This is a genomic window from Pseudovibrio sp. W64 (genome assembly GCF_001623145.1).
GTDB lineage: Bacteria > Pseudomonadota > Alphaproteobacteria > Rhizobiales > Stappiaceae > Pseudovibrio.
Genome location: NZ_LMCI01000003.1, coordinates 75,121 through 96,835 on the forward strand (window position 1 = coordinate 75,121; position 21,715 = coordinate 96,835).

General features: G+C 52.1%; 18 protein-coding genes. 10 read left to right on the top strand and 8 right to left on the bottom strand.

Going from position 1 to position 21,715, the window contains the following annotated elements:
* Positions 1 to 15 precede the first annotated feature (15 nt).
* On the top strand, positions 16 to 978 hold the full coding sequence (trxB, locus tag PsW64_RS02480) for a thioredoxin-disulfide reductase (RefSeq protein ID WP_063290001.1): 963 nt from the start codon (positions 16 to 18) through the stop codon (positions 976 to 978).
* A gap of 27 nt (positions 979 to 1,005) precedes the next feature.
* Positions 1,006 to 1,917, top strand: coding sequence for a LysR family transcriptional regulator (locus tag PsW64_RS02485; protein ID WP_057461129.1), 912 nt, complete (start codon positions 1,006 to 1,008; stop codon positions 1,915 to 1,917).
* A 1,324-nt stretch (positions 1,918 to 3,241) separates the two neighbouring features.
* Here the strand turns inward: PsW64_RS02485 and msrP are convergent.
* Positions 3,242 to 4,216 (bottom strand): protein-methionine-sulfoxide reductase catalytic subunit MsrP, encoded by a 975-nt coding sequence (gene msrP / locus PsW64_RS02490; protein WP_063302590.1) that lies wholly within the window; start codon positions 4,214 to 4,216, stop codon positions 3,242 to 3,244.
* 286 nt (positions 4,217 to 4,502) lie between these two features.
* On the opposite strand from msrP, the gene PsW64_RS02495 reads away from it, so the two are divergent.
* Positions 4,503 to 5,390: an NAD(P)-dependent oxidoreductase gene (locus PsW64_RS02495; protein ID WP_063302616.1), complete on the top strand. Its 888-nt coding sequence runs from the start codon at positions 4,503 to 4,505 to the stop codon at positions 5,388 to 5,390.
* Between the two features lie 144 nt (positions 5,391 to 5,534).
* Here PsW64_RS02495 and PsW64_RS02500 read toward each other — a convergent pair whose 3' ends face one another.
* Entirely contained in the window at positions 5,535 to 7,595 is a 2,061-nt protein-coding gene (locus PsW64_RS02500; RefSeq protein WP_063293954.1) for an elongation factor G, read from the bottom strand.
* 246 nt (positions 7,596 to 7,841) lie between these two features.
* Positions 7,842 to 8,351, bottom strand: a complete 510-nt coding sequence (locus tag PsW64_RS02505) for a DUF992 domain-containing protein (protein WP_057461132.1) — start codon at positions 8,349 to 8,351, stop codon at positions 7,842 to 7,844.
* A gap of 447 nt (positions 8,352 to 8,798) precedes the next feature.
* On the opposite strand from PsW64_RS02505, the gene PsW64_RS02510 reads away from it, so the two are divergent.
* A complete protein-coding gene (locus PsW64_RS02510) occupies positions 8,799 to 9,512 on the top strand; it encodes a hypothetical protein (protein ID WP_057461134.1) in 714 nt (237 codons plus the stop codon).
* A gap of 189 nt (positions 9,513 to 9,701) precedes the next feature.
* On the opposite strand, the gene PsW64_RS02515 is transcribed toward PsW64_RS02510, so the two are convergent.
* A complete protein-coding gene (locus PsW64_RS02515) occupies positions 9,702 to 10,901 on the bottom strand; it encodes a pyridoxal phosphate-dependent aminotransferase (RefSeq protein ID WP_063302591.1) in 1,200 nt (399 codons plus the stop codon).
* A 274-nt stretch (positions 10,902 to 11,175) separates the two neighbouring features.
* Here PsW64_RS02515 and PsW64_RS02520 point away from each other — a divergent pair, with 274 nt between their 5' ends.
* The 4 genes from PsW64_RS02520 to PsW64_RS02530 all read left to right on the top strand — a co-directional run bounded on the left by PsW64_RS02520 (position 11,176) and on the right by PsW64_RS02530 (position 13,786).
* On the top strand, positions 11,176 to 11,574 hold the full coding sequence (locus tag PsW64_RS02520; protein WP_152986572.1) for a GtrA family protein: 399 nt from the start codon (positions 11,176 to 11,178) through the stop codon (positions 11,572 to 11,574).
* 443 nt (positions 11,575 to 12,017) lie between these two features.
* Complete coding sequence (locus PsW64_RS02525; protein WP_063302592.1) at positions 12,018 to 12,428, top strand: DUF3775 domain-containing protein; 411 nt, start codon at positions 12,018 to 12,020, stop codon at positions 12,426 to 12,428.
* Positions 12,429 to 12,596: 168 nt separating this feature from the next.
* Positions 12,597 to 12,725: a hypothetical protein gene (locus tag PsW64_RS28310; RefSeq protein WP_256387170.1), complete on the top strand. Its 129-nt coding sequence runs from the start codon at positions 12,597 to 12,599 to the stop codon at positions 12,723 to 12,725.
* A gap of 161 nt (positions 12,726 to 12,886) precedes the next feature.
* Positions 12,887 to 13,786, top strand: a complete 900-nt coding sequence (locus PsW64_RS02530) for a DMT family transporter (protein WP_082830991.1) — start codon at positions 12,887 to 12,889, stop codon at positions 13,784 to 13,786.
* An 86-nt stretch (positions 13,787 to 13,872) separates the two neighbouring features.
* Here the strand turns inward: PsW64_RS02530 and PsW64_RS02535 are convergent, their stop codons facing one another.
* On the bottom strand, positions 13,873 to 14,337 hold the full coding sequence (locus tag PsW64_RS02535) for a plastocyanin/azurin family copper-binding protein (protein WP_208860173.1): 465 nt from the start codon (positions 14,335 to 14,337) through the stop codon (positions 13,873 to 13,875).
* A gap of 290 nt (positions 14,338 to 14,627) precedes the next feature.
* Between PsW64_RS02535 and PsW64_RS02540 the strand changes: the two genes are divergently transcribed.
* The gene (locus PsW64_RS02540) at positions 14,628 to 16,544 is read left to right on the top strand and encodes a S9 family peptidase (protein WP_082830992.1); all 1,917 of its coding nucleotides are present in this window, start codon (positions 14,628 to 14,630) and stop codon (positions 16,542 to 16,544) included.
* A 17-nt stretch (positions 16,545 to 16,561) separates the two neighbouring features.
* Here the strand turns inward: PsW64_RS02540 and PsW64_RS02545 are convergent, their stop codons facing one another.
* From PsW64_RS02545 to uvrB, 3 genes are all read right to left on the bottom strand, one after another.
* Positions 16,562 to 17,203: an HAD family hydrolase gene (locus PsW64_RS02545; RefSeq protein WP_063302618.1), complete on the bottom strand. Its 642-nt coding sequence runs from the start codon at positions 17,201 to 17,203 to the stop codon at positions 16,562 to 16,564.
* Positions 17,204 to 17,388: 185 nt separating this feature from the next.
* The gene (locus PsW64_RS02550; RefSeq protein ID WP_063302595.1) at positions 17,389 to 17,874 is read right to left on the bottom strand and encodes a Dps family protein; all 486 of its coding nucleotides are present in this window, start codon (positions 17,872 to 17,874) and stop codon (positions 17,389 to 17,391) included.
* A 175-nt stretch (positions 17,875 to 18,049) separates the two neighbouring features.
* A complete protein-coding gene (gene uvrB / locus PsW64_RS02555) occupies positions 18,050 to 20,890 on the bottom strand; it encodes an excinuclease ABC subunit UvrB (RefSeq protein ID WP_063302619.1) in 2,841 nt (946 codons plus the stop codon).
* Between the two features lie 334 nt (positions 20,891 to 21,224).
* On the opposite strand from uvrB, the gene PsW64_RS02560 reads away from it, so the two are divergent.
* Positions 21,225 to 21,710: a hypothetical protein gene (locus tag PsW64_RS02560; RefSeq protein ID WP_057461141.1), complete on the top strand. Its 486-nt coding sequence runs from the start codon at positions 21,225 to 21,227 to the stop codon at positions 21,708 to 21,710.
* Positions 21,711 to 21,715: the final 5 nt, after the last annotated feature.

Genomic DNA, 21,715 nt, shown 5'->3' on the forward strand with positions numbered 1-21,715 from the left:
TGAGGTTCTGAGGAAATGACTGTTAAGCACACCAAACTCCTGATCGTAGGCTCCGGCCCTGCTGGCTACACCGCCGCAATCTACGGCGCACGCGCTATGCTGGAACCGCTTCTGGTCACAGGTGTGCAGACTGGCGGTCAGCTGACCATCACCACCGACGTTGAAAACTACCCGGGCTTTGCCGATCCAATTCAGGGTCCTTGGCTGGTTGAAGAAATGCGCAAGCAGGCAGAAAACGTCGGCACCAAGATCGATTACGACACCATTTTGGAAGCAGACCTCTCCAAGCGCCCGTTTGAGCTGAAAGGCGACAGCGGCACCCTCTACACCGCAGATGCCCTCGTCATCGCAACCGGTGCACAGGCAAAATGGCTCGGTTTGCCTTCAGAGGAAAAGTATCAGGCTGGTGGCGTCTCCGCATGTGCAACCTGTGACGGTTTCTTCTACCGTGGTAAGGAAGTTGTTGTGGTTGGCGGCGGCAACACCGCTGTTGAAGAAGCGCTCTACCTCGCGAACCTGGCAGAAAAAGTCACGCTGGTTCACCGTCGTGATGCCCTGCGCTCCGAAAAGATCCTTCAGGAACGTCTCTTCAAAAACGAGAAGATCAACGTGGTCTGGGACAGTGAAGTGGATGAGATCCTCGGCACCGAAAACCCAGCTGTTGTGACTGGCATCCGCCTGAAAAACCGTAAGACCGGTGAAACCACAGAAATGTCCACACACGGCGTATTCATCGCTATTGGACACGCTCCAGCGGTTGACCTTGTCAAAGATCAGGTAAAGATGAAGGAATCCGGTTACATTTGGACCGAAGCTGATTCAACTCAGACATCCATTCCGGGTGTGTACGCAGCTGGCGACGTGACTGATGAGCAGTACCGTCAGGCTGTGACCGCTGCAGGAATGGGCTGCATGGCTGCACTGGAAGCAGAACGCTACCTGGCAGCTTTGGAATCTGAAACCGAAGCAGCAGAATAAGAAACCGGGAAGATGGGGGGAAAGCAAATGCCAGGCCGTTCTTTGGATTGGGACAAGCTGCGAATTTTCCATGCAGCAGCACAGGCAGGAAGCTTTACCCACGCAGGCGAAGCTCTCAACATGAGCCAGTCGGCTGTCAGCCGTCAGGTCAGTGCACTTGAGGCAGAGCTGGGTGTCCCCCTCTTCCACCGTCATGCGCGCGGACTTATTCCAACAGAACAAGGCGAGCTTCTTTACAGAACCGCCCGTGAAGTTCTGCTGAAACTGGAAACCGTTCAGTCCCGCCTGACAGACACCAAGGAAAAGCCAAGCGGCACGCTTCGTGTGACCACCACAGTGGGTCTTGGCTCAACTTGGCTCACCGCCCGTGTCAACGAGTTCGTGGATCTTTACCCGGACATGCGTCTGGAACTCATCTGCATGGATGATGAGCTGGATCTGGGCATGCGTGAGGCCGATGTCGCCATCCGACTGCGCCAGCCAACACAGCCGGACCTCATCCAGCGCAAGCTGTTTACGGTACACTTCCACGTCTACGCTTCACCGACCTATATTGAGCGCTTTGGCAGCCCAAGCACCATCGATGATCTGGACCACCACCGTCTGATCACCATCGGTGACAACATGGCCTCCTACCTGCGCGCGATGAACTGGCTTGCAACAGCCGGTTTGCCAAACGGTGAGCGCCGCGATGTCTCCCTGCGCGTGAACAACCTTTCTGGCATCAAAAAAGCCGTACAGACCGGCGTCGGCATCGCTATTCTGCCGGACTACATGGTTGAGCCGGGCGCAGGCATCAAACGCGTTATGTCTGTCACACAGGAAGAGCTGCCAAGCTTTGATACCTACTTCGTGTATCCATCAGAGCTGAAAAACACTGCTCGCGTGACCGCATTCAGAGACTTCCTCGTCTCCTATGCAGAACGTTGGACACACTAGGCCTGAACTACGGAAAAGAGCTAAGTTGGCTTGATTAGCCTGCTCAGGAGTTTCAACCCTAAGTTTTGCACTGCAAAATAAATAATATTCCAGATCTCTTTTGAGGCCTCTCAGACCGTCTGTGAGGCCTTTTTCACGCCATCTCATCCCGAAATGACAATATCTTACGCAGAGTTAGCTTTCTGATAGTTGTCAAATCCTGCAATGAAGTTCCGAGGGTTTTGAGCCCCCTTAAAAATGCATAGCTGCAATGCAAAAATTAAGGATTGCTGTTTCGGCGCTGCACTGCATATATACACCTGCTGTTGATCAGTTGTTGTCACACCTCTCCTCCCAGTGACATCAACATCCGATCAACTGTTCCCCTCTGGAAGGTGATTGCACTCATTAGGTGCTTTATCATTCATCACTTCGAAACCGGACCGCATGGTCCGGTTTTTTTTTGCCAAATGCCAAAGATGACCAAGGGTCTCCCTAAGTCTTTTAGTCAGCAAACCTCTCCAAGCACCTCGCAGCACACAAAGCTAACAGCGCACCTGACGCGCTATAAAGCTGTTTTGAAAGGCCTTTTGCTGAGCAGTTACAGCCGCTGACAAACACGCATGACATGCTCAAAATCGCCCTGCCTAAAAACAGACCTAAGGTCGCTTACTTCTTGGGCACACTAAAAAATCAACAATCCCGGATACACGCAGAGACATGCGGATTCATCAGGCTATTGCGCAGCACCACCTTGGGAAAACCCATCAGATTCAAGGTATTCCCAACTCACATAAACTAGTAGTTTCTGCAATCCTTACTCAAATTAACTATATTTTTCCTAGGTAAATCTTCAAACAGTGAAATTTCACCACCTCTAATCAGCGAAATTACAAATCAGCTTGCATCCTTTACTTATCGAATCATACCTATTGGCAAATATCCGAGGTAATGGATGTGAATGACCTGAGAAAAGCATTTTACACTCTGGTTGCCTGCGCACTTTTCGCAATCTATGGCGAAATCTCCCACGCCATAAGCGAAGCTGACAGAGCGGAACGGCTCGGCAGTCAAATCACTTTGCACATTCCAGCAGAATAACAGCGGCACACTTTGATTCCTCTTTTAACGAGGACAAGCCGCTTTTCAGTTATCCACAACAACCGGCAGGTTATCCTTCCAGTTCAATCCTGCCTAATCCTACAGCTCTAAAAACCCATTGAGTGAATAGGCTAATTCGCCAAACCCAACACCACATCACAACGCGTACAAAAAAGCCCGAGTGGCTTTGTCGCTCATTCGCAATCAAACCACTCAGGCCTTTTAAAAGCTTATCAGCAAGCGTTTACCGGTAGAGGTTCTGCCCTTCCAGATCCTTATAAAGGTGCGCCACCTGCTCCGCATAGCCATTGTAAAGCTGTGTTGGCACGCGCTCATCCGTACCCAGCAAACGCTCAGAAGCCTGCGACCAGCGAGCATGCGGCACTTCAGGGTTCACATTCGCCCAGAAACCGTACTCGCTCGGGCCAATCTTTTCCCAGAAGCTGACCGGACGTTGATCAGTAAAGGTAATCTTCACGATAGATTTGATGGATTTGAAGCCGTACTTCCATGGCATCACCAAACGGATCGGCGCACCATACTGCTTCTGCAACGGCTTGCCATAGATGCCCGTCGCTACGAATGCCAGGTCGTTCATGGCCTCATCCATGGTCAAGCCTTCAACGTAAGGCCACGGATACCAGAACTGACGCTGGCCGCTGGCCACGTCGGAATCTTCAAAGGTCTCAAAACGGATATACTTAGCACCATTCTGCGGACCAGCGTACTTCACCAGCTCGGATAGCTGGAAGCCAGTCCACGGCACAGCCATCGCCCATGCTTCAACACAGCGGTGACGATAAAGGCGCTCCTGCAAAGGCATCTTGCGCACCAGATCATCAAAATCGATGGTCTGCGGATTATCAACCATACCGTCAATGGTGATCGCCCACGGACGTGTCTTCAACGCCTGCGCAGCACCGGAAATGCGCTTGTGTGAGCCAAACTCATAGAAGTTGTTGTAAACGGATGTCACGCTCTCAGGCGTAATTGCCCGTTTCAGGGTGAAATCAGGGTTCCGCTCAGCTGAGTAGAGATCAAGGGTCGGGTCTTTGCCATCCTGTGCAAACACACTGCTCACCAGACCAGTACCACCAGCAGCCAGACCAAGGCCAACAGCGCCCAAGCCCTTCATAAACCTGCGCCGGTTGAAGAACACATCCTCAGGTGTCGCTTCTCTTTCCGGAATAATCCAATCAGGCCTATGAATAATGTTCATGCTGCCATCTCCAAGCAGGTAAGGGTTACGGTAATGTCTACCAATATTGGCCTATGACTTAGCGGCGAAACCCCTTAAACTTCAAGTAAACCCCCCGTGATCCTTTTCGTGATCACGGAAGGCGGGCACAGGACGAACTGTCAGACCACTCGGTTCAAAGCTGCCATCAACATCCAATCAGATTAGATTTCTTTAAATTCAGCAGGTTCAAGACACCCTTTCAAATATGCCTCCAGCTTATTCTGAAACACGCAGCGTATGTCAGACAGGGCAAAGGAACGGCACCATGACAATCGGATTTATCGGCCTGGGCGCCATGGGCCTTGGAATGGCCCAGCGCATCAACAAAGAACACGCTCTAAAGGTCTACAACCGCTCTCCGGAAAAAGCCGCTGATCTAGTCGCGGAGGGAGCACAGCAAGCCGCATCCCTGCAAGACTTTGCAAACTGCGATATCGTTTGCTCAATGCTGTCAAATGATGCAGCTGTTGAGGCCGTCTATCTCGCCGGAGACACTCTGGCACTGCCACTGAGAGAAAACAGCATCTCCATCTCCCACAGCACCATCAGCCCACCAATGGTAGACCGCCTCACAGCCGCCCACGAGCACGCTAATGTCAGATTCTTATGTGTGCCAGTCCTTGGCCGGCCAGACAAAGCCGCGGAAGGGCAACTGGTCGCCGTCGCAGCAGGTGAACGCAACACAATGGATGAAGCCCGCTCTGTTCTGGAAGCCATATCCATGCGGCAATTCTGGATGGGCCCAACACCGCGCCAAGCTGCAGTCACCAAACTGGGCATGAGTTTCATGATAGCGGCAGCGGTGGAAGCTTTGGCCGAAAGCTTCACCCTGACAAGAAAGGCGGGCATAGATCCGGAAACCTTCCTCACACTAATAACAGAAACACTGTTCAGCGCTCCCGTCTATCAAGCCTACGCTCCACTTATCGCCCGCGAGCAAAACCCCTCTCCCGGCTTCAAGACCTCGTTGGGCCTGAAGGACGTTAACCTGGCGCAGCAAACAGCTCAGGATCTCAGAGTACCGCTCCCCACAGCAGACGTCGTCGCCAACCAACTCCGTACCGCAATCGCAGCTGGATATGCAGACGAAGACTGGTCCATCCTCGCCCGCCTCATGGCCCAAACAGCATCCCTACCACCGATCAAACCTTGATCTGAGGAGGAATGCAGTAGCCCTCAGCTAACACAAAAAAACCCGGAGCATTGCCCCGGGTTCTTTTTCTGTCTCACTTTAGAGCGTATTCCCGAAAAGTGATTCCGGTTTTCGGACAAGAATACGCGCGCAAGCTCTGGAGTATCAGGCTGGTGCTGTTGCACCCTCAATCACTTTGTCCGCAGCCTTGCCGGAAAGTTCGGCAAGGTGGTCAAAGTTACGAGAGAACGTCGCCACACCAGCTGTTGCAGAGCGAAGCTCTACAATAAGGTCGCTGAGTTCGCTCTCAGGGATCATGGCTTCCACTTCATCCCAGCCATCCCAGTTATCGCGGGCGTCAAATCCAAGGATCTGACCACGGCGACCGGAAACAATCGCATTGATACGAGCTGTTGTATCTGACGGACAGGCCACAACAACCTTATCAACGGGCTCAAGAAGAACTGGCTTACATTCCTTCAAGCCATCTTTCATGGCCAGAATGCCTGCCATGCGGAAAGCCTGATCGGAGCTGTCAACGGAGTGATAGGAGCCATCCTTCAGTGTCACAGCCACATCCACGACCGGGAAGCCTAGAGGCCCTTTTTCAAGAGCTTCTTTCACGCCATCCCCGACAGACGGAATGTACTGCTTAGGCACCACGCCACCAGTAATCGTATCGTTGAAGCTGTGCCCTTCACCACGTGGCATAGGCTGAATAGCCAGCACCACATCGCCAAACTGACCGTGGCCACCACTTTGCTTTTTATGGCGTCCGCGCAGCTCAGTCGTGCCGCGAATGGTTTCCTTATATGGAATACGAGGTTCAAAGCTCTTCACAGACAACCCATAGCGCCCGGTCAGTTTTTCAAGAGCAACACGCAGATGCATTTCGCCCTGCCCCTCCAGTACGGTCTCGCCCGTGCTCTGGACCTGGGTAATGCTCAGGGATGGATCCTCATCCACCAACTTGGAAAGCGCAGTAGAGAGTCTGACTTCATCCTTCCGTTCTGTCGCCGTAATCCCCTTGGAAAGAACTGCATCCGGAGTATCAACGACAAACAGACTTTGTGAAGGCTTGGCACCAACACCAAGGGTCATGCCGGTTTCAATGTTATCCAGCTTGCCAAGAGCCACCAGATCACCAGCAACAGCCTCTGTAATCTTCTTCGGCTGCAAACCCTGCATCTGAAACAGACCAGATGGGCGATACTCTTCCCCATGTCTGTCGTAAAGAAGCGCACCTTCCTTCACAGACCCACCAAACAGACGGGCAACAGAGAGCTTGCCGCCGTGTGAAGTGTGGTAGGTTTTCAGCACCTGAAGAATAGCATCATCTTCCTTGAGCCCAAGACGCTTGCGGGTTTCAACAATACCTGGAGCATCATGGCGCAAAGCCTTCAGCAAGCGGCGGATGCCATTGCCTTTGATCGCGCTGCCAATAAACACAGGGCAGATTTCACCGCGCTGCATTTCCTGCACAAGATCATCAAAAATGACCTCACTCTCAGGTGCTTCATCTTCTAAAAGCTGCTCCATGAGAACGTCATCGTGATCTGCCAGCATTTCCATCATGGCATAGCGCGCTTCCACCTCACGGGCGCGCTCATCATCTGGAATCTCGATGGTCTTGCTTGGCTTGCCTTCCTGGTAGACAAAGGCCCGCTCCAGCGCCAGATCAATAAAGCCTGTCGCAGTGCCGTCCTCCCAGATCGGGATCTGGCGCAACACCATTGGAAGGCTCGAAGCGGGCTGCAATGCCTGAAGCATCGCGCGCACACTACCTGTTGCCTTGTCTATTTTGTTCAGGAAGAGAACATGCGGGATGTTCCGCTGTTCAAGTGATTTGAGAATGAGTTGAAGAGCTGCTGTCTTCTTTTCATCTGGCTCAGCAACCACAACGGCAATATCTACGCCGTTTAAGACACTGTTGCCTTCGTGAAGAAATTCTACGGATCCGGGGCAGTCGATAAATGTGAAGTGATCGCCCTTATAGGTGCAAGTGGCAATGTTCGCCTCAACGCTCATGCTGTGATCACGCGCTTCGTCACTGCTGTCACCCAGCGAGCTTTTCGCGTCAACACTTCCCTGTCGCCCAATAGCCCCCGTTCGTGCGAGAAGAGCTTCCAGCAGTGTGGTCTTGCCACTTGCGAAAGGTCCAATTATGGCAACCGAACGAGGGCTGCGAACCCTGCCTCCGGCAACTCCGACATGCTTGTCTCCCATGATCCATACTCCCTGTTTGGGTTTGGGAAGCAGACACGGGCGTTTGCGCCATGGCGGCGCAAAATCACACGCGCCTTCCAGAGTATTATAAGACTCTGGATAAGTATCGTCACTCGGAAACACAGTGATATGCAAGCGCCAAAACAACAGCGGACTGAAGCGTGACAGTCCGCCGCACAATATGAACCGGCGCTATTTATAAAGATCAAAGGGTTAGGATTCACAATCCCCCTAAGAATTAAAGGATCACTGCTTGGTCAGCCGCAGCCCTGTGACACCAGCTGTAATGTTCGCTCCAGTCTGGCCTTGCAGGCTTAAAGGCTGCAAAGCGATAGAGCGATTCAGGCCACCCAGCAGGACATTGGCCTGCACACCAGCACCCAGCGTGACACCGGCAGACACACCGCCGTAATTCCCGGCAAGAGAACCCGGCTTCAGGTTAGCCTTCGGCGCAACAACACCCCAAACCAGCGTTCCGGATGTGACGGGTCCGATGTCGATACCATAGCTGTTGATGGTGCCGGTATATCCTTCGATACGCTTTCCGCTCGGCGATTTGAAAACACAGGACAGTTCATGAGAGGAGCCAACAATGAAGTTGGTCCCGGCAACCAGATCACAGGTCAAAGATCCAACTTCAACACCAGGGCGATCCTTTTGGGGTTCTGCAGGAGGCGGTGCAGGCGTGTCTGCAGAATAGGCGGAAGTGCTGAGACCAAGAGCGGCAACAGCAGCAAAAGCAAGGCATTTCTTCATTATTGTTCTCCAGTGCTCAGGCTCTACGACCTTTTCACAATGGGAAACCAAAGCGTACGGACTGTCAAAGCCTTGCTACGATCACAGTGAATGCTCCGCTTAGTTCCAGCGTTATTTTTACCTAGTGATATGCGTTAGAAATTGTGATTAGGATTTTCACCATAAACCCATCCCAGACCGACCTGCCCTGTCCGTCACCTCACTGGGTTAACCCTAAGCATCCCTTAAGCCGCTCAAAGTCATCTAAGAGAAGCCCTGCATGCAGAAGGACTTACGGAAAAATTATCGATAAACCCTACATTCTCAGAAGGTTTCATAAAGCTGTATACCAATTATTAACCATAGATATTAAGCCTAACGACTTGACCCATTTTGGGACATTTTAGAACAATGTTTTAAATAAAACACGAGAGTCTCCACTCAGAAATTGAGTACGGAGAATCAGCAATGCGCTCAAATTTGAAGACACTTTTGTTTGGCGTAACCGGTGCAATAGCCATTGCAACTCTTCCAGCGATCGCGCAGGCAAATCCCATCAATGCCCGCATTACAACTGCTTTCGGGGCTCTCGAAGGCAAGATGCTGGGCCTGTTGTCAGGAACAGCTGCTTTCGGGCAGGGTCCAGGCTTTGCATCACAATTTGATGCGACCGCAGGCGGGACCAAGGATTATGGCTTTTATGCTGGCACAGGCCGCATGGGCTTCCGCACGCAGGACTACAACTACTTCGGTGTTGTTGGCTCTGCAGCGCAAATCAACGGTGGAGCCGGTTCCTTCGGCTACGTAGGTGCAGAAGCACAGGTTCACTTTGAAAACCTGTCTGTTGACGGCCTCATCGGCGTTCAGATGATCGACGATACAGGCTCTGTCATGGGTGGCGCAACCGCATCTTACTATGCCAGCGAAAACGCACGCTTTTACGCGGGTTACCGCTATCTGCGCGACAGCCATATCTACGCAATGGGTATGGAGTTCAAGCCAGGGACTGAAACCGCAAACGGCATGACAATGTTTGCAGACCTGCGCTCTGAGAAGCTCGAAAACGCTTCTATCATGGCAGGCGTCCGCTTCTCCTTCGCCGATGCACAGACATTGGTTGAGGAAAGCCGCGGCACATTCGTCAACAACAGCTACATTCTGGATGCACTCCTCCCGGACTAAGCATCCAAAAGCGTATCCCCGAAAAGTGGATTCCGGTTTTCGGATAAAGATACACACAAACAAAGCACCAAAGTTTTCTTTGGTGCTGCGAAACACCTAAAACAAAAAAGGCGCCGCGTGATGCAGCGCCTTTTTTGTATTGAAAGCTGAACGCCAAAGAGGTCTCCGGCGTTCTCTTTCCAAATAAGCTTACTTCAGGTTTCCGCAGAAGCGCTGAATACGAGTACAAGCTTCAGTCAAAGCTTCAGTGGAAGTCGCGTAGGAAACGCGGAAGTTTGGACCCAGGCCGAACGCGGAACCCGGAACAACAGCAACACCTTCAGTTTCCAGAAGCTCACCTGCAAAGTCCAGATCAGTCTCGATCACCTTGCCAGATGGCGCAATCTTGCCAATGGTGCCAGCGCAGGATGGGAACACGTAAAACGCACCCTCTGGAACCGGACACTCAAGACCAGAAGACTGGTTCAACATAGACACAACCAGATCACGGCGATCCTGGAAAACCTTGTTGTTGACTGGAATGAAGTCCTGCGTCCCATTCAGCGCTTCAACCGCTGCTGCCTGAGAAATGGAGCATGGGTTGGAAGTGGACTGAGACTGAACCTTCGCCATCGCCTTGATCAGATCAGCAGGACCACCCGCATAACCAATACGCCAGCCGGTCATGGAATACGCTTTGGAAACGCCATTCACGGTCAAAGTGCGATCATAAAGCTGAGGCTCGATCTGCGCAGGTGTGGTGAACTCAAAGTCATCATAGACAAGGTGCTCATACATGTCGTCAGACATGACCCAGACATGCGGGTGCTTCAGCAGAACGTCGGTCAGAGCTTTCAGCTCATCGCGGGTGTAGCCAGCACCGGACGGATTGGATGGAGAGTTGAAGATCAACCATTTGGTTTTAGGCGTAATCGCCGCTTCCAGCGCTTCAGGCGTGATCTTGAAGGTCTTCTGATCCGCCTCAACAACCACAGGCTCACCACCAGCCAGCAGCACCATGTCAGGGTAAGACACCCAGTATGGTGTTGGGATGAGAACTTCATCGCCTGGATTGATAGTTGCGATCAGTGCATTGTAGAGCACCTGCTTGCCGCCGGTTCCGACAGTAATCTGGTTTGGCTCATACTTCAGGCCATTGTCACGCAGGAACTTAGCGCTGATTGCCTGTTTCAGCTCAGGAGTGCCATCAACCGCTGTGTATTTTGTTTTGCCTTCATTAATAGCTGCAACTGCAGCAGCTTTAATGTTGTCTGGCGTATCAAAATCTGGTTCACCAGCACCAAGGCCGATAACGTCGCGGCCTGCGGCTTTCAGTTCGCGTGCCTTCGTGGTCACTGCAATCGTTGCAGACGGTTTCACACGAGACAGCGAGTCAGCGATAAAGCCCATAATGCCCTCCAATAGAAGCGGGTACGTTCTTCGCAAAATAAGTGCGGGCAGACCCTAAGGCGCAGACCAAAGCTTGGCAAGCGCAAACACGCCAGTTTTTCCGCTCAAATTTCGCCAAAGACTGCAGATTTTTTCAAATATTACTCCCCAGATTTAATCAGAGGTTCTGTAACGCTGCGTCTCTTGTATTTCCAGAGGAACAAAGCTAAGCAGCCTCTGAAGCTAAAGACCTGAAGATTTAGCTGGTCCCATCAGAAATGAGAGCCCGAATTCCGTGAAAAGCCTGCTGCGAAAACTACTCGAAAATCAGTTCATTCGCTTCGGAATGGTTGGCGGCTCCGGTCTTGTGGTCGATCTGGTCGCCCTCGCCTTTTTCTGGCAAGTGGTCGGCCTTGATCCCCTCATTGCGCGAATCCTTTCCATCTGGATTGCCATGACCAACAACTGGTTCTGGAATCGCATCTTCACCTTTCGCTCTGAAGGCAGTCCGTTTGGGGAGTATGTGAGATTCGTTCTGGTCAACAGCGTCGGGGCAGTCATCAACTACAGCACCTATGGTGCGCTGATCACCCTGATCGACGGCTTCTCCACCTATCTGGCCGTTATCCTCGCCACACTGGTGTCCATGACCTTCAACTTCGTGCTTTCAAAAATCTACGCGTTCAAAAACTAAGCGTGGGTATCTTGGGAAAAAAGGGCTCTTTTGGGATGTGCCGACAGGGTAAGAAACACCCCTGCCAGCACAAAGCACTCAGGTCCGCCAGCACCTAGAAACTCTGGGAGATTTGATTGTATTTTCGCCCCTACATCAAATGCTACTCTTAGGTGCAGCGCACAAACAACCCCTACCCCTGCGGTATGTACTGTTTTTTTTAACCATAACGATATCAAGTATCCTGCTCAGTAGAACTACATAGGATAAGTTGCGGGCGCGCACTAACCTCCATTTAACCAATTCCCTTTTCTTTTCTACCGCTTAAATCGCCTATTACTCTCAGCGGCGCCATACTGTCACTTAGCGCGATTGGACTGCAGGCAGCTGTTCCATAAGTTCCACTTGCAGAATAATTCCGAACAGGAGTAACGTTCTGTTACAGCAATAAGCGGGGACGAACGATGGCCGTAGAACTAGCACTATCTGCAGAAACTGTTCGCTTGATCGTACAAAAAGCGCGCGCTGTTTCCGAAAGCCTGCCAGACACTTACGAGGACGGGCACGAAGGTGACCTATCTTTCGATACGGAAAAGCTGGAAAACGTTCACCATCACGACGGACTTGCAGAAGAAGAGCATGACGACTTTTCTGAGTCTGAACTGAGAGAGATTATCGACGACCTCAACATCGACGAAGCGACAGAACTGGTCGCCATCGCATGGATTGGTCGCGGTGATTATGACCAGAGCGACCTGGACATTGCCTTCTCTGAAGCACGCGAACGATCCACGTCTCCGGTCTCAACATACCTTTTGGGCCTCCCCCTCTTGCCTGATTATCTCGAGGCTGGTCTCGAAGCTCTGAATCTATAAGAAAATATGGGCAATAGCAGTTTTGCAATTGAGCGATCTGCTTAAGCTCAACCTGTGGTATCTCGAACACACCAAAATCCAGTAATATATACTTTCTGTATTCGATGTAATCCGCGTCTATTGGCCCCTACTCAGGAAAACAACTGACCAGGGCCGCAGGGGAGCACAATGAGAACCTCGCCAGTTGACTACCATCGTAAAGAGCACGTCAGCCACGCCCAATCACCATGGCCTGTTGCGGCAACAGTCATCGCCGCTTTCGTTGGCATAATGATCATGGTCTTGTTTGTCTTTTAGAGCGTAATCCCAAAAGACAAATGCCAGCACACGCAGCACGAGTGAAAACAAACGCTACGTTTCTGACATCGTCAAGAAGCTCAAAATCGCCTTGAGAGAAATTCAACGGAAGCGCTGACAGACCGCTTGCAGCACCTATTCGCTTGCAGTACAGCTGCGGGATGACTAGGGCATCTGCAAACATACTTCTTCTCGTGGCCGGCCTCATCTGGGGCATGGCCTTTGTCGCGCAATCAACTGCAATGGAAAGTCTTGGACCCCTGCAGTTTTCTGGCCTGCGATTTCTCCTCGCCACCTTGGTGATCTTGCCGTTCGCTCTGCGCGAACGCCGCATTCACAGCACCAAAAAACTTGGCAAGGCCCACCTTCCTGCGCTGTTGATGGTTTGTGTTGCCTTCACTCTGGGCACTGTCCTGCAACAGTATGGCATCGTGATAACATCCGTCACCAACGCCGGTTTTCTAACCGCGATCTACGTTGTGCTGACGCCAATCCTTGTCACACTGTTCTTTAAAGGAAGGCCGAACTTCCTCGTGTGGCCTGCAAGCCTGTTCACCCTCCTCGGCATTTACCTGCTCGGTGGTGGTTTGACAGCTTTGAACGGCGGCGACTTACTCATGCTCTTGTGCGCAGTTTTCTGGGCCTTGCAAGTGATCTTCGTTGGACGCCTTGCAACTTCCTCTGGCCGCCCGATCACGGTTGCCGTCATCCAGTTCGCCTTCCTCGGTGTGGTGTGTGTGGTAGCCTCACTCTTCTTCGAGACCTACTCCGTGCAAGCCCTTCAGGATGCGTGGTTCGAGATCTTCTTCGCAGGCGCATTGTCCGGAGGCGTGGCCTTCACCTTCCAGGCATTTGGTCAGCAGTGGACCACACCGTCCGATGCAGCCATCATGCTGTCATCAGAAGCCCTCTTCGCCGCTCTGGCTGCAGCCGTCATTCTGGGCGAACGCATCGCACCAATCGGACTAGTCGGCTGCGCCCTCATATTCAGCGGTATCCTGCTTGTTGAAGTCGGACCTCACTACCTCAAATCCCGAAGAAGCATGGCGCAGGCCGAATAGAGCTTAAAAAAGCATCATTACAAAACACAAAAGGCAGCCAACCGGCTGCCTTTATTCTATCTAACTTCCACGCAAGCTCTACACGCTCACTTGCCTTCAAGCCGATCCAAAATCTGGGAGATCTTGGTGCCCATCCGGCCACCCGGCACCACAGAACGAGCGCCCTCTAAATCCTCGGCACTGTCTTCACCCACCTTGATGATCATCGCCATTCCAAAACGGCCATGAATACCGCAGGTCACACCATAAATTCCCGGTGTATCAAAGGTAACATTCCGATCAGGAGACATCTTGCTGAATTTGAATTTCGGCCCACCATCCGGCGTCATCTTCTTGATCGAAATAACCGTGTGGTTTCCATCGAAATTATCAAACTTCACAGTAGCGCCCAGCGGCACCTCAAGCAGATCAGGCTCAAAGCGGAACATATGAGAAGGTGTGTTCGCACTGGCATCAGTCACCTGATTAACGGAATACGTCTTGCCCTCCCCAGCAAGAGCACCACCCGCCATCAATACACTCACAAGAAGGGTTGAGAGAATTCTTTTCATCGAGAAACGTCCACCTGCAATTCGGAATTATTATCAACAATGCGTCCGTAAATGGCAGTCTGCATTGATCTAACGCAGCCTCCTAAGCAAAAACTATCTATGGCTTATGCTCTTTCCTTAAGCAGCCTTCAGCAATCGACATCCGGTTGCGGTTTGTGCACCATTCAGAGATTGGACAAGGTCAGAAGCACCTGCAATACTTTCACTTAGCTCTCTTCTACCGTTTCTCAAGGCCACCTATTCCAAGGCCTGATCTGCTTTTTTCTGTAATAAATTTAAGGCTTCTGACCATGCAGCTTAAGGAACGAACTCGCCTCATCTCCAGCAAGGCATTCTTCGATCCTGTTGAACGAGCGCTGGTCGCAATCAGTCCCTGTGGTCATTGGATCGCCTTCCTGGCACCAGTCAACGGCGTATACAATCTGTGGCTCGCCAGTACTGAAGACCCACAATCTGCCCGCCCCCTCACAAACTTTGAAGACCGCCACATCGGTTTCACAATCCACTGGACTTACAACAGCCGTCACATCTTGATTTCGCGAGACAAAGTTGGTGACGAAACCTTCTGTATCCTTAGCGTCCCCATTGATGGCACAGATCCCAGATATCTAACACCAACACACGGTGTAAGAGCCTACCTGCAAGAGGTATCAAGAAAACACCCGGACGAAATCCTGATTGCTCACAACGAAAGGTCAGCAAAGTACTTCGACCTGTACAAAGTTTCCCTCACTACCGGGCACAGCCAGCTCATTGAGCAAAATGACCAGTTCTCAGGTTTCGTGACCGACAGCGATTTTAATGTCCGCCTTGTCCGCCGCTACACCGATGACGGCGAGGTTGAATTTCTCCATCGACCTAACGGCAAAGAATGGCAGCGTTACACCCTCATCCCCTTTGAAGACAGTTTGACCACCAAACCCATTGAATTCAGTGTGGATGGGCAAACTTTGTTCTGGATCGATAGTCGTGAACGAGACAAGGCCGCCGCCGTAGCAGAAGATTTCCAGACACGAACTTCCACGGTGCTCGCAGAGGACCCACAGGCAGACATCAGCGACCTGTTACTCCACCCGCACACCCATCATCCCATAGCAGCCACAGCAACATTTGCTCGCAGCAATTGGACTGCCATAGATCCACAATTTGAGTCAGTTCTCGCATCATTCAAGAAGCAGTTCTCGGGGGATATAGAGGTCAACAGCCTCTCAGAAGATGCTGAGAAGCTCATTCTTACGCATGTGCAGGACAGCGTGCCTTTAGAGTTCTACTGCTACGACAGATCAGCTGAAAAAAGCACCTTCCTGTTTTCCTGCCAACCGGAGCTCGCAAAACGACCATTGACCAGCATGTCTCCCATGGAGATAAAAGCAAGGGATGGCCTCAATCTGGTCTGCTATCTGTCACAGCCACCTAATGCAGAAAAGCCCTGTCCTATGGTGCTACTCGTGCATGGTGGGCCGTGGTGGAGAGATTTTTGGGGGTTGAGCCCAACACACCAATGGTTGGCAAACCGAGGCTATGCAGTTCTATCCGTCAATTTCAGAGGCTCCACCGGCTTTGGCAAGGCATTCGTAAACGCCTCAAACAAAGAATGGGGCGGCAAAATGCAAACCGATCTTCTGGACGCTGTGGATTGGGCCATTGAGGAAGGCATCGCCGACCCGGACCGCGTCGCTATCATGGGCGGCAGCTATGGCGGCTTCGCAGCGCTCACCGGCGTGACCCAAACCCCGAGGAAGTTCGCATGCGGGATTGATCTGGTCGGAATCTCCAACCTGATCAGCTTTCTCGATGCGCTCCCCGAATATACGAAGTCAGGGAAATCCATCCTCAAAACGAGGCTAGGAGATTTCACAACTGAAGAAGGCTGCGCTTTCCTGAAGGAACGCTCACCTCTGACCCATGTTGAGAAGATCGAAAAACCGTTGCTGATCGTTCAGGGTGGCAAAGACGTACGCGTCAAGCCACCAGAGTCAGAGCAAATTGTCTCCGCCATGCAAGACCACGGCATCCCAGTCACCTACGGCCTTTTCCCGGACGAAGGCCACGGCATTCAGAAAATGCACAACCGTCGGGCCTATCATGCCATGGTAGAACTGTTTCTCGCCAAACATCTGGGCGGCCAGCAGGAGGCAGTCGGGACCGACCTGGAAGGCTCATCCCTCCAGATCCTCGCAGGTCGTGATCTCATCAACGGCCTGTAACCGTCGCTCATAATCCGCTACTTCAGCGCCTCAGCGACAGCACCGGTAAGGCTGGTGGCGACTGGGGCGCCTGTGGTGACGAGGCGGTCGTGTGAGTACATGCCGGTTGAAACCAAAACGGCAGAAGCTCCAAGACCGTTGGCCGCATCAAAATCATCAATGCTGTCACCAATCACGCAGACGCTGGCAGGTTCCACACCCAGCTCATCGAAATGCGCTTTGAGTGCATCGATTTTGAAATGCTTCTTCAAATCCCGCGCGCCATCAACGCGGGTAAAATGCTCGTAGATACCATTGTGCCGAACAAGTGAGACCAACTCCTCATGGGGAGCCATGGACAAGATTGACTGGCTCTTTCCAGCTCCGCTTATGGTCTCAAGAGCGTGAAATGCATCAGGGGCCAGTGGCAAATCATACATCGCTGGCTCATAGACCTTACTGAAATCACTGTAAAAGCTGGTAAGCTCATTTTCAGTGGCATCACGCCCTAACAGTGATTTGAGGTAGTCTGCGAAAGGGCGGGTATGGTGTTCACGAACATCATCAAAGGTCACACCACTCAGCCCAGCCTTGGCAAAACAATCAATGCCAAATTGCGCCGTGATTTCAAAGTCATCCAGCAGGGTACCATTCCAGTCCCAAACAATGTGTTTTATCATGAAACGCCAATCACCTACTTCAAATTCCACTATAGCGGATCAAATGCGACTGCTATCAGCACACACTCAGACCGTTGCAGAGGATTATACGATTTATCCAAAGCAGGCCAGTGCGAAAGAACACGGCTCATAACCGGTCAATCTGTAGGTGTCACCATTACGCGTTTCCCAAAAAACCTGGCGCACTATTTTTCAAGGTGAGCTCTAAGGAACCAAGCCATTTTCTCGTGTTTGATGATGAGGTCTTCCATTAAACTAACACTCCCCACATCATGCTCGAATTCTTCAACATTATCGTGACTGGTTCGCAGCTCCCGAATAATGGACTCATGATCAGCCAACAAACCAGCAATCATACCCATTTGGTCTGGAAGAGCCCCTTCGGAAGGCATTTCTTTAAGCCGTGTATGCTCATGACAATCATGCAGAGATCTCAAAGCAATGCAATCCAGCGCCCGGACACGCTCAGCAATATCATCAACAAAATCAACAAGCGCATGATATTGCTCATCGAGCAGTTCATGGAGACTAATGAAGTTGGGGCCTTTGAGATTCCAGTGACAGCTCCACGTTTTCATCAGCAACACAAACTCATCCGCGAGCAGATTGTTCAAATGCTTCGCAGTCTGTTCCCGTGCTTGTTTTGAAAGTCCAATTGACGTTGGGGCCATGTGTGTTTTCCTCACAATTACATCGGCCTTTTTGAAAGGCGAGTGTAAGGTAAGCGAAGGCCTTTAGGTAACGTTTAGCTCTAACGCTAAAATCTTGCGTAGATTGGAGCAACACTGGCAGCATAAAACGAATGCTCGCCGAACCAAAGTTCAACGAGCATCAATTAAGTCTGCCCTAGTTCTTCTTTCGATGGGTCCGCGTGCCTGGTCGCCCGCCTGAACTGCGACCCGAGGAGGTTCGGCGCGGTTTCTTCTCGCCGGTTGCACCAGCTGGTGTCGGCAGGTCTGTTCCCGGCCCCATCTCACCCAGCCGTGGCTTATGCACTTTGCTGCCAGCATCAGCCTTATCCGCTTCTGCCTTGGGCAGGTTGCCAGCGGCACCATATTTCTTCTTCCCACCAAACCCACCGGTTTGCTGCGCAACAGAAGTTTGTCGTGCCATGGGGTCATCTGCAATTGCAAGCTCGGTCTCTTGCAGGCGTTTGATTTCATCACGCAACCGCGCCGCGATCTCAAAATCAAGATCAGCTGCAGCTTCGCGCATTTTCTTCTCAAGGTCCTCAATATGGCCTTTGAGGTTGTGACCAATGGTGGCCCCTTCCTCGGCAAAGCCAGCATCGACAGAAACATGATCCTGCTCGTAAACGCTCTCCATGATATCGCCGATAGAGCGCTTCACACTCTCAGGCGTAATGCCATGCTCTTCGTTGTATTCTTCCTGCTTCGCCCGGCGGCGGTTGGTCTCCGCAATAGCCCGCTCCATAGAGCCAGTCATTCTGTCAGCATAAAGAATGACCTTACCATCTACGTTACGCGCAGCACGACCAATGGTCTGGATCAACGAGGTTTCAGAACGCAGGAACCCTTCCTTATCAGCATCCAGAATAGCCACCAAAGCACATTCAGGAATGTCCAGCCCCTCACGCAACAGGTTGATCCCGATTAGTACATCAAACGCTCCAAGGCGCAAATCACGCAGGATTTCAATCCGCTCCAGCGTATCAATATCAGAGTGCATGTACCGCACCCGCACACCATTCTCGTGCAGATACTCGGTCAGATCCTCCGCCATGCGCTTGGTCAGCGTTGTCACCAGCGTACGGAAGCCCTTTGCCGCTTTCTCGCGCACTTCGCCCAGCAGATCATCCACCTGCGTCTTGGCAGGCCGGATTTCAATATCAGGGTCAGTCAAGCCGGTCGGGCGGATAACCTGCTCCGCAAACACGCCGCCGCTCTCATCCATCTCCCAGTTGCCCGGCGTGGCTGAAACCGCAACCGTCTGGGGCCGCATCGCGTCCCACTCTTCAAACCGCAAAGGCCGGTTGTCCATACAAGACGGCAAGCGGAAGCCATACTCCGCCAGCGTCGCCTTACGCCTAAAGTCACCTCGGTACATCGCGCCAATCTGCGGCACAGTCACATGGCTCTCATCAATAAACACAAGCGCATTGTCAGGCAGGTATTCAAACAGCGTTGGCGGCGGCTCACCTGGTGCACGGCCAGTCAGATATCGGGAGTAGTTCTCAATACCCGCACAGGCACCCGTCGCCTCCATCATCTCCAGATCAAACGTACAGCGCTGATCCAGTCGCTGCGCTTCCAGCAAGCGGCCATGGTCATTCAGCTCCTGAAGGCGTTGCTTGAGTTCTGCCTTGATAGACTTGGTGGCCTGGTTCAGCGTCGGCTTTGGCGTCACATAGTGCGAGTTCGCATAGATCTTCACCAGCTGAAGCTCACCGGACTTTTTACCCGTCAGCGGATCAAACTCGGTGATGCTTTCAATCTCATCGCCCCAAAGGGAAATACGCCATGCCCGGTCTTCATAGTGCGCCGGGAACACTTCAATCGTATCCCCCCGCACGCGGAACGTCCCACGCTGGAAAGCTGCATCATTGCGCTTATATTGCAGCGCCACCAGATCGGCGAGCAGCTGGCGTTGCTCAACCTTCTCACCAACCTCCAGCTGGAAGGTCATGGCCGTATAAGTCTCAACCGATCCAATACCATAGATACAGGAGACCGACGCCACGATGATCACATCATCACGTTCCAGCAACGAGCGGGTTGCGGAGTGGCGCATCCGGTCAATCTGCTCGTTGACGGAGCTTTCTTTCTCAATGAACGTATCCGTCCGCGCCACATAGGCTTCGGGCTGATAGTAGTCATAGTAGGAAACGAAATACTCAACCGCATTGTTCGGGAAGAAGCTTTTGAACTCCCCGTACAGCTGCGCTGCCAACGTCTTATTCGGTGCAAGGATCAACGCCGGACGCTGTGTCTGCGCGATCAACTGCGCCATGGTGAAGGTCTTACCAGACCCGGTCACACCCAGCAGAACCTGCGTATTATCGCCATCCTCAAGACCCGCTTTCAGGTCTGCAATCGCTGTCGGTTGGTCCCCTTTGGGCTCAAACTCGGATTCCAGAACAATCGGAACCCCGCCCTCGGACTTTGACGGACGCTCCGGTCGGTGCGGAACCCAGGCATCCTCTCCAGATTCATCCGAACGCCCCTGCTCAATCAGCCGTGCCAGCGCCTGAACAGTCGCTGTCGCTCCGGTGATCGTATCTTCCTTGGCCTTCTTCTTCTTTTTCTTCGTCTCTTTGACGTGACTATCAAGAAGCTTCTCAGCATCTTCCAGCGAAATATCCAGCCCGGCGACCGGGTTCAAACCACCCTTGGCCCGCTCACGCGGATCACTCGTGGCCCCCATGGACGTGCCCCGCGCAGACTTGGCAGGTGCCTTCTTCGCCTTGGCAGCAGGCTTTTTCGCAGCTGGTTTCGCTGCAGCTTTCTTCTTCGGGGCAACCTTTTCTTCACTCGGCTGCTCTGCTTCCTTGCGAGCCTTCAGACCGGAGAGATCTTCATCAGCAATCTGGTCCGCCCAGTCAGAAACGGAACCTGACAATGGACTGCCGGAAAGTGCGGGCTGCGGAGCTTCCCCAAAGCCAGAGGAGGACCCCTCAGCTTCAGGCAATGAAGAAGAACTGGAAGATTTTGTAGGGCGCTTAGTCATGGATGCACTATGCCGTGAGTCATTTGGAAAAGAAAGTATGTTCTTAGTTCGTTCCATCACTCTCGCCTATTCATCCTCTTAATTTCTCAGCAAAGCGTTCCATCGAAAAGCGGGAACCCGCTCCCTACGACACGCGACAAACAAACAGCTTTAGTTTTAAAAGAACCCGTTGCCTTCTCTTAACCAGACTGACCGCATTGAATTGAGTGATGCCTGAGGTTGCCGCAGACTGCGCCACAACAGCCAGAGCGTGTTCCACTCAATAAAACTAGTGAGGAAATCACTCTGACATCATCTTGACGCTCATCTCTCATACCGAGCAGGAATAACAAGAATGAAAAACGTACATTTCGGACTTGGTACAGTCACCTTCATTGCCACAGCTCTTTTCCTGACCACAGCTTCCCAGGCCGCTCCCCCAAAAAACGTAAAGGGCGAAGTGCTCGTTCCACTCAACTACATCATTGGCTTAAAGGAAGACGGTTCATCAGATCCGGCTGTGACAGAGGCCTGCGAGAAAAAGTACGAATTCGGCATGGGCAAGGAGATCTTCGTCGAATACCAGATCAGCCCAACCCAAAACCGCGCAATCGCTCTGGTGGAAGACACCGAAGTCCGCCTCACACCTCTTGGTATACCGGAGACTTACTCCTTCACTTCAGACAAGATGCCTGATGTACTCAAAAGCAAAGGCTTTCTGAGGGTCATCTATACGATGGAAGACGACTTCGACGATGAAGTGGTGCACATCATCGCGGCAGGAGACCAACCAACAGACAAATGCTTTTTGAGCACTGAAGCCTTCAAGCTGAGACAGTAAGGCAA

What these genes read in the sequence shown, in the direction of transcription:
- PsW64_RS02545 (WP_063302618.1), bottom strand. Translation starts at nt 17,203, where the DNA reads ATGATAAAACACATTGTTTGGGACTGGAATGGTACCCTGCTGGATGAC.
- PsW64_RS02500 (WP_063293954.1), bottom strand. Translation starts at nt 7,595, where the DNA reads ATGGGAGACAAGCATGTCGGAGTTGCCGGAGGCAGGGTTCGCAGCCCT.
- trxB (WP_063290001.1), top strand. Translation starts at nt 16, where the DNA reads ATGACTGTTAAGCACACCAAACTCCTGATCGTAGGCTCCGGCCCTGCT.
- msrP (WP_063302590.1), bottom strand. Translation starts at nt 4,216, where the DNA reads ATGAACATTATTCATAGGCCTGATTGGATTATTCCGGAAAGAGAAGCG.
- PsW64_RS02485 (WP_057461129.1), top strand. Translation starts at nt 1,006, where the DNA reads ATGCCAGGCCGTTCTTTGGATTGGGACAAGCTGCGAATTTTCCATGCA.
- PsW64_RS02540 (WP_082830992.1), top strand. Translation starts at nt 14,628, where the DNA reads ATGCAGCTTAAGGAACGAACTCGCCTCATCTCCAGCAAGGCATTCTTC.
- PsW64_RS02510 (WP_057461134.1), top strand. Translation starts at nt 8,799, where the DNA reads ATGCGCTCAAATTTGAAGACACTTTTGTTTGGCGTAACCGGTGCAATA.
- PsW64_RS02535 (WP_208860173.1), bottom strand. Translation starts at nt 14,337, where the DNA reads ATGAAAAGAATTCTCTCAACCCTTCTTGTGAGTGTATTGATGGCGGGT.
- PsW64_RS02495 (WP_063302616.1), top strand. Translation starts at nt 4,503, where the DNA reads ATGACAATCGGATTTATCGGCCTGGGCGCCATGGGCCTTGGAATGGCC.
- PsW64_RS28310 (WP_256387170.1), top strand. Translation starts at nt 12,597, where the DNA reads ATGAGAACCTCGCCAGTTGACTACCATCGTAAAGAGCACGTCAGCCAC.
- PsW64_RS02515 (WP_063302591.1), bottom strand. Translation starts at nt 10,901, where the DNA reads ATGGGCTTTATCGCTGACTCGCTGTCTCGTGTGAAACCGTCTGCAACG.
- PsW64_RS02505 (WP_057461132.1), bottom strand. Translation starts at nt 8,351, where the DNA reads ATGAAGAAATGCCTTGCTTTTGCTGCTGTTGCCGCTCTTGGTCTCAGC.
- PsW64_RS02525 (WP_063302592.1), top strand. Translation starts at nt 12,018, where the DNA reads ATGGCCGTAGAACTAGCACTATCTGCAGAAACTGTTCGCTTGATCGTA.
- uvrB (WP_063302619.1), bottom strand. Translation starts at nt 20,890, where the DNA reads ATGACTAAGCGCCCTACAAAATCTTCCAGTTCTTCTTCATTGCCTGAA.
- PsW64_RS02530 (WP_082830991.1), top strand. Translation starts at nt 12,887, where the DNA reads ATGACTAGGGCATCTGCAAACATACTTCTTCTCGTGGCCGGCCTCATC.
- PsW64_RS02560 (WP_057461141.1), top strand. Translation starts at nt 21,225, where the DNA reads ATGAAAAACGTACATTTCGGACTTGGTACAGTCACCTTCATTGCCACA.
- PsW64_RS02550 (WP_063302595.1), bottom strand. Translation starts at nt 17,874, where the DNA reads ATGGCCCCAACGTCAATTGGACTTTCAAAACAAGCACGGGAACAGACT.